The organism is Photorhabdus sp. S10-54 (genome assembly GCF_963878145.1).
Taxonomy (GTDB): Bacteria; Pseudomonadota; Gammaproteobacteria; order Enterobacterales; family Enterobacteriaceae; genus Photorhabdus; species Photorhabdus kayaii.
Genome location: NZ_CAWNXG010000038.1, coordinates 18,963 through 30,567, shown reverse-complemented (window position 1 = coordinate 30,567; position 11,605 = coordinate 18,963). Strand labels below are relative to the sequence as shown.

Below are 11,605 nucleotides of genomic sequence, written 5' to 3'. Positions count from 1 at the left end.
AATGAAAGATGTGCTAGCCATTCTTTGATCAAGTTTTAATAATCTCTTTCGTTATATATCTATTTACATAGTGATTTATATAGATTTATTGATTTATATGAAAATCGTTGAGTTGAATTTAAGCGCAAATAAATGCTAAATAGGGTACAGGATATTACCCTGCTGGTTAACTCATGTCCATTTTGGTATGTAAAATTAGCCAATAATTTCTAATAAAAAGACTTTGGTTGAAATAGCGTTCGTTTATCTCAAGTCACTAAGTTGCATTTATGTTGCTAGCTTTTTATCCAGCCTTTACGGATAGGAAAAGCGCAGCAATGTTGGTACAGACTGTTCAATCTTTTTTGTAAACGTTCACCAGACAGGCTCCATATTATTTGTGCAAAAGTGCATCCCATTAGGCTGACGATAAATGCCCCGACCATATCCATCGGCCAGTGAACGCCTAAATAGACTCTGGCCCATGCAATTGCCAGTGCAATCGCCATCATGCATAAGCCCGGCCAAATCCTATACCAGAATAAAAAGGATAAAGCGAAAGTGAAGACGGTTGTTCCATGATGACTTGGGAATGAGGTTGTTGGCGCGTGAGGAAGAAAGTTATAACCAAAACCTTCTGCAAAAGGGCGGTCGTGAGGGCAGAGTAAACCGATACAGTATGAAGTTAGCATAGCAAAACAGAAGGCAACGGTGGTTTTACTGACGATAACCCGATGATAAGGGCGAGTACGCTCTGAACTCCAGAACCAGAAACTAGCCAATATTAGAGGGAAAATAAGAACCAGGTATTTTGCAATAAACGTCGCTATTGCAATCATGGCTGGTGATGATTCAGGCGTAGCATTGAAAAAGGTAAACAGATCATGATTTATTTGTTCTAACAAATCGGGCCTCACATATAGTCACTTATGTACATCACGACAGTCGGACGCAAGAGGGTAAAGTTGGCTGACCTGAGAGTAAAGCGTAATTATCTTAATTGTTGGTGTTATTTATTTTTGGTTTATATTTCCACCAAGGGAATATCTGGCAGTCATCCTGACAAAAACTAATCAATTCATTGATATATATGATGATAATATCTAGATCAGCGCGTTGATAGTATCGGTGGTTGATAGGTTGATCATCTGTAGAATCGGTTATATCCGTCATCTTTCAAGTTGCCTCTTTGTTGGCTGCACTCACTCACCCCGGTCACATAGTTATCTATGCTCCTGAGGACTCGCTCCCTTGCCGTCGCGATGCATCTTGAAATCTATAGGGTATATGTGTTTATGAACGGTATACTCTTCAGACAATAAAAAAACCCGATAGTCTTGAACCAAAATGGATTAACTATCGGGTTCCTCAATATGGGGATATCAAAGAAAAGCAGTGGCATTAATTCAGACTACGGTTTGGCAAAAAAGTTCTTCGTGATAAGAAAAAAAACAGATTTTTTTCAATTTGATGAAAATAACATTTTTTGCACAAATCAACCGAGTCCATTGTGACGAATAATCAATGGCGGTTTTTACCGCAGCGAAAGTAAAACGGGAAGTTCGATTATTGTAGCAATTGGTGTTCTTTTACGTACGCTTCGAAGTCAGTGCAGCCACCGATATGTTTCTCATCAACAAAAATTTGCGGGACGGTTTCTACGGGTTTACCAACTGTTTTTTCCAGATCAGCTTTAGTGATACCTTCTGCGTGAATATCAACATAACGGAAGTCAAAGTCATCACGCTGCTCTTTCAGTCGTTCCGCCAGCTCTTTCGCGCGGACACAGTACGGGCAGCCAGGACGACCGAAAATCACAGTAAACATATAAACTCCTCTTGGTTATATTAAAATAATGCGGTTTGATGCGTTACTCATGCTTATTTGATAGCTACTATGCCTGTATCGATCGGTAAAAAAAAGCAGAAATTGCCTTTTGTTTTAATTCATCATACCAATTTTGGTAACAGTGTTTCCGGTAGTATAATGTAGCATCAGGTTGTTAAGAGAGGATGCGATGAAAAGTCATCAAGGCAATATGAGTTCTTTGGCAGATATGCCAAAACAGGTTATCCTGCTAGAAATTGTCGGAATTTTATGCTTAATCCTGTCATATTTGACTATTAATGATATTGTCATCTTAACAGATTTACTAATGACGCCAGAAGCACATGTTGTTATGATTTTCATCGGCATAGGTTGTTTGGTTCCTGCTGCGGTTAATATCATTTGGCGTGCAGTGTATGGCCTCTCTTTTTTGGGAGTTGATCATAAAAAAGAGAGCAAAAATAAGGTAGAAGGTAGTGATAACGGTAAGTAAAAATAATTTATCAGTTATTGGTGATGGCGCGATAAAGAATTATTTCGTAAGCTATAGCGCTTTTTCATTTTCCGTTGTATGGGGTTGTTAGATGAGTTCACTTGTCATTCCTGACTTATCAGTATTGCGTGAGTGGTTGGATCAGCTCAAAATTTCCTACTTTGAGTGCGATTCATGCCAGGCGCTGCATCTACCTCATATGCAGAATATTGATGGTTTATTTGATGCTAAAATTGATCTGTTGGACAATGTAATCTTGTTTTCTGCGTTGGCTGAAGTTAAACCAACCGCCATTATTCCTTTGATGGCTAATCTAAGCCAGATTAATGCCAGTTCGTTGACAATCAAGGCTTTTCTTGATATTCAGGATGAAAATCTACCGAAATTGGTGGTGTGTCAATCTTTCCTTGTTTCAGCCGGGCTGACTTTTTCCCAGTTTTCTCATTTCTTGCAACAAAGCGAAGAGCAGATTGCGGGGGTGATTTTTGAAATTCACAGTAATAATTTGTTGTATATTAATCGTGATATCGAAATCGAGAGTGACATTGAAGAGGAAGAGGAATCACAAGCTTCTGTTAAGGTGCCGACTTTTACTTTGCACTAATATTTTCAACACGGTCATCCAACCATGCAATGTACGCATTATTCTGCGGGGCACTGTCACTCTTGTCAGTGGCTCGAAAAACCCTATTCTCAGCAGTTAGAAGATAAGCAGCAGAATTTAAAGCAGTTATTACCTCAAGCTATTGTGAAGCAATGGTTACCTCCAATTGCCAGCCAACAAGATGCCTTTCGTAATAAAGCTAAAATGGTCGTCAGTGGCAGTGTAGAACGCCCATTGTTAGGCATGTTGCATCGTGATGGCACGGCGGTTGATCTGTGTCATTGTCCCCTCTATCCAGCGCATTTTCAGCCTGTATTCGATGTTGTTAAATCGTTCATTGCTTGTGCCGGCTTGACGCCGTATAACATTGCTCGTAAACGGGGTGAACTGAAATATTTGTTGCTGACAGAAAGCCGTCATAGCGGTGAAATGATGTTACGTTTTGTACTGCGTTCTGAAACAAAAATTGCTCAACTGGAGCGTGCTTTACCCCGGTTGTGTGAGCGATTGCCACAGCTTACGGTGATCTCTGCCAATATTCAGCCAATCCATATGGCGATTTTGGAGGGGGAAAAAGAGATTCTGTTTACTGAACAAAAGGCGCTGAAAGAACAGTTCAATGGCATTCCTCTTTACATCCGTCCACATAGCTTTTTCCAGACTAACCCGAAAATGGCTTCTGAATTGTATGCAACAGCAGGGCGTTGGGTTCGTGAACTGAAAATCAGTAGCATGTGGGATCTATTCTGTGGTGTTGGGGGTTTTGGTCTGCATTGCGCAGATAAAAATACCTGTTTAACCGGCATTGAAATCAGCTCAGAAGCCATTGATTGTGCCCGCGATTCGGCGAAAACACTGGGTTTGGAAAACATCGAGTTTCAAGCTTTGGACTCAACACATTTTGCTGTAGCAAAAGATAAAATTCCGCAATTGGTTTTGGTAAACCCACCTCGCCGGGGAATTGGTAAGGTGTTGTGCGATTATCTCAGTAAAATGGCGCCGGATTATATTCTTTATTCAAGCTGTAATGCTCAGACAATGGCGAAAGATATTGCTGTACTGGTTAACTATCGTATAGAAAAGACACAATTGTTTGATATGTTTCCTCATACCGAACATTACGAAGTTTTAACGTTATTGAAGTTAAATTACGATTGAATAACGAAAGAATGTGTGGGGATGGGGTTCCAGTAAGAACACCCAACCCTGTTCAGTTATGGCGCTCAAAAGCGAGTGCACGGCGTTCAATCATCCGCATTAGTAAAGTCAGGATGCCGTTAACGCATAGATAAATCACCCCTGCGGCAATAAAAACCATCACATCATAATTGCGGCCAAATAGAAGCTGGCTGTATCCCATTACTTCCAGCAAAGTAATGGTACTTGCGAGAGAAGTACTCTTGAAAATTAGTACAACTTCGTTGGAATAGGAAGATAACGCCCGCTTAAAAGCGTAGGGCAACAAGATTCGCATAGATTGTGCTTTAGACATTCCCAATGCTTGACAGGATTGCCATTGGCCAGCAGGAATGGCCTTTACTGCGCCATAGAATAGCAGAGTAGAATATGCCGCACTGTTAAGCGCTAGCGTTACCATTGCGCACAGCCAGGGCTCAGACAGTAATTGCCAAAGCCACGGGTACGCTTTTATGGATGGAAACTGCCCAGGCCCGTAATAAATCAGGAAGAACTGTACCAACAAAGGCGTACCGGTAAACAGAGTAATGTAGGTTTTTACCAGTTGTGTCAGTACTGGCAGTTTCATGGTCAGAACCATAGTGAACAAGACGGACATCATGAAAGCAACAAAAAGCGCTGTGACGGTCAGGCTCAGACTGGTTTGCAGACCCGGTAAAATTTGTTGAATATACTCAAGCATCAGGGAGTGCTCCGATCAAAGCGAGTGGTATGCATCTCAATTTTTTTCAGAATAAACTGACTGATCAGAGTGATAGCCAGATAGATAAGCGCCACAATCATATACCAGGTAAAGGGTTCCTGAGTGCGTGTGGCAATACTTTTGGTTTGCTGCATGAGATCATTCACACTGATAAGCGATACCAGCGCGGTATCTTTCAACAAAACTAACCATTGGTTACCGAGCCCTGGTAGAGCATGTCGCCACATTTGAGGCATGATCAGGCGGAAAAATATTTCAGCGCGACCAAGACCTAATGCTTGACCGGCTTCCCATTGGCCGGCCGGAATGGCTTTTATCGCACCACGGAGTGTCTGGGATGCATAGGCAGAGTAGAGTAGGGAAAGTGCAATGACACCACAAAGGAATGGGCTGACATAAAAGTCTTGAATATCTATCTGAATTCTGGAGTGCCAGAAGATAAGATTAATGTCAAAGCCATCAGCCAGTGTCATGAGAAGTTGTGATGCGCCGAAGTAAACGAATAGCACGACCAAAATTTCTGGCAATCCTCTGAACAGAGTGACCCAACAGGTGCCAAGTATGGCGAAGGGTTTCCAACGGGCTGATTCCCAAGCAGCAAATAGCATAGCTAAAATCAGACCAAGCACTAATGCAGACACGGCAAGGCCGACGGTGATGCAGGCGGCGCTTGTTAGAGATTGGAATTCATTCATAGAGATTCGGCTACTTATTTAAACCATTTTTTATAAATGATGTCATAAGTGCCATCTCGTTTGATGTCAGCGAGTGCTTTATTCAGCTTATCTTGTAGATCTTTGTTACCCTTACGAACTGCAATGCCTAAGCCGATACCAAAGTAATTTTTGTCAGTGACTTTGTTACCTACGGTACTTAAGTTTTCATTCTTTTTCAGCCACTCGTTAACAACGGCAGTGTCACCGAAAACGGCGTCCAGACGGCCATTTTTCAGATCCAGAATGGCATTTTGATAGCTGTCATAAGGAACGGTTTTAATCTCTTTTCGTTGTTCCATCAGATACTTCTGGTGAGTTGTCCCATTCTGAATACCCACAAGTTTGCCTTTCAGCTCTGCGGTACTGGAGACTTTGCCTTTAACGGAGATGAAAACTGCGGAGTTATCGTAATAAGTGTTAGTAAAATCAACCTGTTTTCGGCGCTCGGGTGTGATATCAATACCGGCGGCTAAAGCGTCGAAGCGACGAAATTTCAGGCTAGGGATCAGGCTGTCAAAGGATTGGTTAGTAAAGGTACATGTGGCATTAATTTTCTCACAGATGGCATTGGCCAAATCGACATCAAAACCCTGAATTTTATTATTTGCATCGATGAACTCAAACGGAGGGTAAGTGGCTTCTGTGGCAAAACGAATGGTCTCTTTTTCCGTGGCGGTTGCAGATAAAGCTACTGTGCCTAAGAGGGCTGCAAAAAGTAGTTTTTTCATCGCTATATCCTATTAATAGTTAGTGTGACAGATAATTAGCAAAGGCTTTGGTTTGTGGTTGTGTAAAATGGCTGATATCACCTTGTTCTATAATGCGGCCGTTTTCCATATATACGACACGGCTTGCGGCCTTACGGGCGATTTCCACTTCATGGGTAACGATAATCTGCGTAATGCCCGTAGCGGATAATTCATGGATGATATTGACAACCTGTGCTGTGATTTCTGGATCCAGCGCTGCTGTGGGTTCATCAAATAATAAAACCTGGGGTTCCATCATCAATGCTCGTGCAATAGCGACCCGTTGCTGTTGCCCGCCGGATAAGTGTTGTGGAAATCGGCCAGCGAAATCCTCTAAGCGCAAGCGGGAAAGGAGCTTATCCGCTTTTTCCTGCGCCTGTTGCTTGGATAAACCGAGTACGCGACAAGGTGCTTCGATCAGGTTATCCATAACAGTAAGATGAGGCCATAAGTGATATTGCTGAAAAACCATACCTACATTCTGGCGTAGAGAACGAATCTCCTTGGTTCCTGGTGTTTGTTCGAAATCGAATTGATGATTAGCTATATGCAACTGGCCGGATCGTGGTATTTCCAGCAGGTTTAATACTCGCAACAGCGTACTTTTACCGGCGCCACTTGGCCCTAGCAAAACCATCGTTTCCCCTGGAGAACACTCAAGATTAATATCAAACAGTGCCTGCTGGACGCCGTAATAGCAATCAATGCTTTTTAATTGAATACTCATGCTTTAATTCTGAATAGTCAGTGATTTGGTTTGATGCTAAACTCGTTAGCATAATTATGCAATATCTTATGTACAGAATATTATTAATTGATATTTCAATTACATGTATCATTAACGCGTTCTGGCTGCTATTTGTGTGATTTATCAACAAAAGATTATTTATTCTATTTCCATGCCGTGGAAAGATGGATCGACCACAACGAGTAAGCATATTAGGATAAGCAGCGGCAGCGGACGACTTATGATGAATGAAGCGTCCGAACCGTTATTTATGACATCAAGTATTAATTGTGGCTCAACTTTTGGTTAAGTAAAGAATGCCATCAGTAAGGGTGCGAGCAAACTTAGCACAAAACCGTGAACTATTGCTGCTGGAACAATACTGACGCCACCACACCGTTGTAATACTGGCAAGGTGAAATCCATCGAGGTCGCCCCGCTTAATCCTAGAGCGCTTGAGCGATATCGATTGATTAGAACTGGAATGAGCATAATTGCCACCAGTTCGCGTACCAGATCATTAAAGAATGCGGCACTGCCGATTACCGGCCCGTAAGCGTCGGAAAGTAAGATGCCAGAAAGGGAATACCAGCCGTAACCAGAAGCTAATGCTAAACCTGTTTTCACTGGAAGTCCGAGAATAAGTGCCGCAATTGTACCGCCGATAAGCGCGCTGACAGCAATGATAATCGCAATAATAGCACCACGGCGGTTTAGCAATATCTGTTTCAGGCTCATACCGTTGTTACGTAATTGAATACCGACGAGTAACAGTAAAACGATTAAGGCGATTTCACTGGCATGATTGGAGAAGTGCAGCCATGACCAGCCAGTGAGCCCAAATAGGAAACCTAAAATCAGCATGCCACATAATTTCAGTGATTCAAAAACCATATGTAAACGGGAAGGGGGTTTTTCCTGTTTATGCGGGCTGATAATCCAAGGATCGCGCTTTTCAAGCAGGAATAACGCCAGCATATTAGCTGTAAAAATACATAAAAAAAATGTTATCGCGTATTGAAAGATAGAGAAGAGGTTACGGCCTAAATCGTCCAACAAAGCCAGGCTGATCCCCATTAAAAACAGGATGATATAGACCATCGCGTTAAGAAGGTGATGAACTGCATTTAACAATACTTTATTATTCAAATGGATAAGATAGCCTAACGTTAATGGCAAAAGAATGATCAGCAGCCCAGAGTACATAATTAACATCCTTTAAAACGATTAACGTCTTTTTATCCAAATTCAGTATAAAAATCGATTGTAAAGACTATAAAAATAAAAGATAACAATTTTTTTACATTAAGAGAATAGCCAGGATAGAGTGAAATGTATTGTTGCTCAAAGAATTTTTTATTCTTAAGGTGGGTGTGTTATTAATAACTTTCAGTGGATATAAAACGTAAAGGGAACGGTATCTATCTGGAATGAGTGGAAATCTCAGGTTTTCGTGGTATTGCAAGAAATAAGTTTTTACTATTTTTCTGAATCCAATGCTTAATATGGTGATATTTAAATGAATTTTATTCGTTCGAAACGTCGATGGGTTGTATTGTTAGCTATTGTGACCGTTATCACATTGGTTCTGGGATATTTTCTGTATAGGCCAGAAGCGATTAAATATCAGACAGTCTCTATCATTAAAGGCGATTTGGAAAAAAATGTACTGGCAACGGGGAAATTGGATGCGGTCAGAAAAGTGGATGTGGGCGCACAGGTAAGTGGTCAGTTGCAGAATTTGTATGTTGAAGTGGGTGATAAGGTGACAGAAGGCCAGTTATTGGCATTGATTGATCCTAAACCTGCGCAAAACCAGGTCAAAGAAGTTGAAGCCACGATCAAAGAATTGAGTGCTTATTTGATAGAAGCCAAGGCACAATTGGAATTGGCGCAGGTGACATTACAGCGTCAGAACAATCTGGCAAAAGTACAGGCTGTCTCACTCCAGGAATTGGATCAGGCTAAAACGGACGTTGAAGTAAAAAGAGCGAAGGTAGAAACTTTGCTGGCGCAAATCAGTAAAAATCAGGCCAGCCTTGATACTGCTCAGACTAATTTGCAATATACCCGGATTACCGCGCCAATGGATGGTATCGTTGTCAATATCAAAACCCTTCAGGGGCAAACAGTCATTGCGGCACAGGAAGCCCCGACTATTCTGACACTGGCTGATCTGGGAACGATGTTGGTAAAAGCGGAAGTGTCAGAGGCCGATGTTATTTACCTGAAACCGGGCCAGAAAGCTTCTTTTACTGTATTAGGCGCACCGGATAAAAATTTTCCAGGGGTGTTGAAAGATATTTTGCCGACGCCAGAAAAGATTAATGATGCCATTTTCTTCTATGCCCGCTTTGAGGTGGCTAATCCTCAGCAACTTTTGCGTTTGCAAATGACCGCCCAAGTGAAAATTCAGCTTGATTCCCATCGTGATGTGTTAATGATCCCGATCTCTGCTCTGGGTAAACAGATTACGCCAACTCGCTATGAGGTGGATATCTTGAATGGCGATAAAGAAGAGAAACGAGAAGTGACCATTGGTGTGCGCAATGATGTAAATGTACAGATTCTATCTGGCCTGAAAGAACATGAGCAGGTGATCACTGGTCGTAGTGAAGAAGTCGAGGATGAGTAATGGATGCGTTACTTGAGCTGAAAGGTATAGAGCGCAGCTATCCCGCTGGTGAGCAGCAGGTAAAAGTACTGGATGATGTCACCTTGTCTATTCATGCCGGTGAGATGGTTGCCATTATCGGCGCGTCAGGTTCGGGTAAATCGACACTGATGAATATTCTTGGTTGTCTTGATAAACCCAGTCAGGGTGAATACCGGGTCGCAGGACAGAATGTTGCTGAACTGAGTGATGATGAATTGGCAGCACTAAGGCGGGAACATTTTGGCTTTATTTTTCAGCGTTATCATTTGCTAACTCATTTGACCGCTGAACAGAATGTGGAAATTCCTGCTATCTACTCAGGAGCCTCTAAAGCGGTACGTCGCCAGAGAGCCATAGAATTACTTGGTCGTTTGGGGCTTGAAGAGAGAACCTGCTATCGTCCGGGGCAGCTTTCTGGTGGACAGCAGCAGAGGGTTAGTATCGCCAGAGCGTTGATGAACGGAGGGCAAGTCATTTTAGCCGACGAACCAACGGGAGCGTTGGATAGCCATTCCGGCGAAGAGGTGATGGCGATCCTCAAACAACTGTGTGAACAGGGGCATACCGTCATTATTGTCACTCATGATCCGAAAATCGCGGCGCAGGCACAGCGCATTATCGAGATCAAGGATGGTCATATTATGAGTGATTCTGGTACGAAAATAAGCAAAAAAGTCACTAAGGTCCCGTCGTCAACATCAAAAATATCTTCAATACGCCAGACCCTTGGGCGGTTTAATGAAGCTTTATTTATGGCATGGCGAGCGATGGTTGCCAACAAGATGCGCACTTTACTGACTATGTTGGGGATTATCATTGGTATTGCTTCTGTCGTGACTATTTTGGTTATCGGAGATGCGGCTCGGGCATCGGTATTATCCGATATTAAAGAGATTGCGACGAATACTATTGATATTTATCCGGGAGAAGATTTTGGCCTTGATGATCCGGTCAGTATGCAAGCGCTAAAAATAGAGGATTCAGACGCGATTAAAGCGCAGCCCTATATTCTGGCGGTTTCACCAGAAATTGAGGGGCAAATGCGCCTTCGTAAAGGGAACATTGATGTTGCTTCAAGAGTGACTGGCGTTGGTGATGAGTTTTTTCAGGTTTATGCTCTGCGCTTTGCTCAGGGAATGGGGTTCTCATTGGATATGATACGCCGTCAGGGGCAAGTTGTGGTTATTGATAAAAATACTCAGCGTAAATTGTTTCCTCACCAGAAAAATGTGATTGGGGAGGTGATTTTGGTGGGTAATATGCCGGCCACAATTGTGGGAGTGATATCTGATAAGAGAGCTGCATTTGGCAGTAGCAAATCATTACATGTCTGGTTGCCTCATAGCACGATGACCAGCCGTCTGATGAACCGAAATTATCTGGATTCAATTACTGTCAGAATAAAGGATGATTATAACTCTAAGGATATAGAAAAGAAGATAGTTCAATTGCTCACTTTGCGCCACGGCAAAAAGGATGTTTTCACCTATAACGTGGACATGATGGTAAAAGCAGCGGAAAAAACGGCCCATACTTTACAACTGTTTTTGACGATGGTGGCGGTGATTTCACTGATAGTTGGTGGTATTGGCGTCATGAATATTATGTTGGTTTCAGTAACTGAACGTACAAGAGAGATCGGCATCCGTATGGCAGTAGGCGCAAGAACCAGTGATGTGATGCAACAGTTTCTGATAGAAGCTATTTTGGTTTGTCTGGTTGGTGGCGTTTTGGGCATTGCACTCTCTTATATGATTGCATTTATCGCTCAATTAGCGCTCCCTGGCTGGAGCTTTGTTTTCCAGCCTGTTGCTTTACTCAGTGCTTTCGCCTGTTCTACCGCAATTGGGGTGATATTTGGGTTTCTGCCGGCCCGTAATGCTGCTCGTCTTGATCCAATCGAAGCGTTGGCAAGAGAATAAGCGGAAATAATATGACGCCGCAGGTAATTGCC

12 protein-coding genes are annotated in these 11,605 nt (G+C 42.5%); 5 read left to right on the top strand and 7 right to left on the bottom strand.

The features are described 5' to 3' along the window. Window positions 1-275: 275 nt before the first annotated feature. Window positions 276-884: an undecaprenyl-diphosphate phosphatase gene (ybjG, locus tag AACQ83_RS18020; protein ID WP_112879012.1), complete on the bottom strand. Its 609-nt coding sequence runs from the start codon at window positions 882-884 to the stop codon at window positions 276-278. Between the two features lie 661 nt (window positions 885-1,545). Then, window positions 1,546-1,806, bottom strand: coding sequence for a GrxA family glutaredoxin (locus tag AACQ83_RS18015; protein ID WP_011145878.1), 261 nt, complete (start codon window positions 1,804-1,806; stop codon window positions 1,546-1,548). A gap of 190 nt (window positions 1,807-1,996) precedes the next feature. On the opposite strand from AACQ83_RS18015, the gene AACQ83_RS18010 reads away from it, so the two are divergent. From AACQ83_RS18010 to rlmC, 3 genes are all read left to right on the top strand, one after another. Beyond that, entirely contained in the window at window positions 1,997-2,299 is a 303-nt protein-coding gene (locus AACQ83_RS18010) for a YbjC family protein (RefSeq protein ID WP_112878996.1), read from the top strand. A 91-nt stretch (window positions 2,300-2,390) separates the two neighbouring features. After that, complete coding sequence (locus AACQ83_RS18005) at window positions 2,391-2,903, top strand: YbjN domain-containing protein (RefSeq protein ID WP_112878995.1); 513 nt, start codon at window positions 2,391-2,393, stop codon at window positions 2,901-2,903. Window positions 2,904-2,927: 24 nt separating this feature from the next. Continuing rightward, complete coding sequence (gene rlmC / locus AACQ83_RS18000) at window positions 2,928-4,061, top strand: 23S rRNA (uracil(747)-C(5))-methyltransferase RlmC (RefSeq protein WP_112878994.1); 1,134 nt, start codon at window positions 2,928-2,930, stop codon at window positions 4,059-4,061. A 52-nt stretch (window positions 4,062-4,113) separates the two neighbouring features. Here the strand turns inward: rlmC and artM are convergent, their stop codons facing one another. The 5 genes from artM to AACQ83_RS17975 all read right to left on the bottom strand — a co-directional run bounded on the left by artM (window position 4,114) and on the right by AACQ83_RS17975 (window position 8,201). After that, the gene (artM, locus tag AACQ83_RS17995; protein ID WP_112878993.1) at window positions 4,114-4,782 is read right to left on the bottom strand and encodes an arginine ABC transporter permease ArtM; all 669 of its coding nucleotides are present in this window, start codon (window positions 4,780-4,782) and stop codon (window positions 4,114-4,116) included. Further along, window positions 4,782-5,498: an arginine ABC transporter permease ArtQ gene (artQ, locus tag AACQ83_RS17990; protein ID WP_112878992.1), complete on the bottom strand. Its 717-nt coding sequence runs from the start codon at window positions 5,496-5,498 to the stop codon at window positions 4,782-4,784. The genes artM and artQ overlap by 1 nt, the downstream gene beginning before the upstream one ends. Before the next feature lie 14 nt (window positions 5,499-5,512). After that, on the bottom strand, window positions 5,513-6,247 hold the full coding sequence (gene artJ, locus AACQ83_RS17985) for an arginine ABC transporter substrate-binding protein (protein WP_112878991.1): 735 nt from the start codon (window positions 6,245-6,247) through the stop codon (window positions 5,513-5,515). Window positions 6,248-6,266: 19 nt separating this feature from the next. After that, window positions 6,267-6,995 carry an arginine ABC transporter ATP-binding protein ArtP gene (gene artP, locus AACQ83_RS17980; RefSeq protein WP_112878990.1) on the bottom strand — a complete coding sequence of 243 codons (729 nt, stop codon included), beginning with the start codon at window positions 6,993-6,995 and terminating at the stop codon, window positions 6,267-6,269. A 306-nt stretch (window positions 6,996-7,301) separates the two neighbouring features. Further along, complete coding sequence (locus AACQ83_RS17975; RefSeq protein ID WP_112878989.1) at window positions 7,302-8,201, bottom strand: lysine exporter LysO family protein; 900 nt, start codon at window positions 8,199-8,201, stop codon at window positions 7,302-7,304. A gap of 313 nt (window positions 8,202-8,514) precedes the next feature. Between AACQ83_RS17975 and macA the strand changes: the two genes are divergently transcribed. Together macA and macB are read left to right on the top strand one after the other, a co-directional pair. Next, window positions 8,515-9,630, top strand: coding sequence for a macrolide transporter subunit MacA (gene macA, locus AACQ83_RS17970; protein ID WP_112878988.1), 1,116 nt, complete (start codon window positions 8,515-8,517; stop codon window positions 9,628-9,630). After that, window positions 9,630-11,573: a macrolide ABC transporter ATP-binding protein/permease MacB gene (gene macB, locus AACQ83_RS17965; protein ID WP_112878987.1), complete on the top strand. Its 1,944-nt coding sequence runs from the start codon at window positions 9,630-9,632 to the stop codon at window positions 11,571-11,573. Before macA ends, macB begins: the two co-directional genes overlap by 1 nt. The last annotated feature ends 32 nt before the right edge of the window (window positions 11,574-11,605 follow it).

Excerpts from the sequence above, each read along its gene's own strand:
- AACQ83_RS18015 (WP_011145878.1), bottom strand. The coding sequence starts at position 1,806 with ATGTTTACTGTGATTTTCGGTCGTCCTGGCTGCCCGTACTGTGTCCGC.
- AACQ83_RS18010 (WP_112878996.1), top strand. The coding sequence starts at position 1,997 with ATGAAAAGTCATCAAGGCAATATGAGTTCTTTGGCAGATATGCCAAAA.
- AACQ83_RS18005 (WP_112878995.1), top strand. The coding sequence starts at position 2,391 with ATGAGTTCACTTGTCATTCCTGACTTATCAGTATTGCGTGAGTGGTTG.
- rlmC (WP_112878994.1), top strand. The coding sequence starts at position 2,928 with ATGCAATGTACGCATTATTCTGCGGGGCACTGTCACTCTTGTCAGTGG.
- artM (WP_112878993.1), bottom strand. The coding sequence starts at position 4,782 with ATGCTTGAGTATATTCAACAAATTTTACCGGGTCTGCAAACCAGTCTG.
- artQ (WP_112878992.1), bottom strand. The coding sequence starts at position 5,498 with ATGAATGAATTCCAATCTCTAACAAGCGCCGCCTGCATCACCGTCGGC.
- artJ (WP_112878991.1), bottom strand. The coding sequence starts at position 6,247 with ATGAAAAAACTACTTTTTGCAGCCCTCTTAGGCACAGTAGCTTTATCT.
- artP (WP_112878990.1), bottom strand. The coding sequence starts at position 6,995 with ATGAGTATTCAATTAAAAAGCATTGATTGCTATTACGGCGTCCAGCAG.
- AACQ83_RS17975 (WP_112878989.1), bottom strand. The coding sequence starts at position 8,201 with ATGTACTCTGGGCTGCTGATCATTCTTTTGCCATTAACGTTAGGCTAT.
- macA (WP_112878988.1), top strand. The coding sequence starts at position 8,515 with ATGAATTTTATTCGTTCGAAACGTCGATGGGTTGTATTGTTAGCTATT.
- macB (WP_112878987.1), top strand. The coding sequence starts at position 9,630 with ATGGATGCGTTACTTGAGCTGAAAGGTATAGAGCGCAGCTATCCCGCT.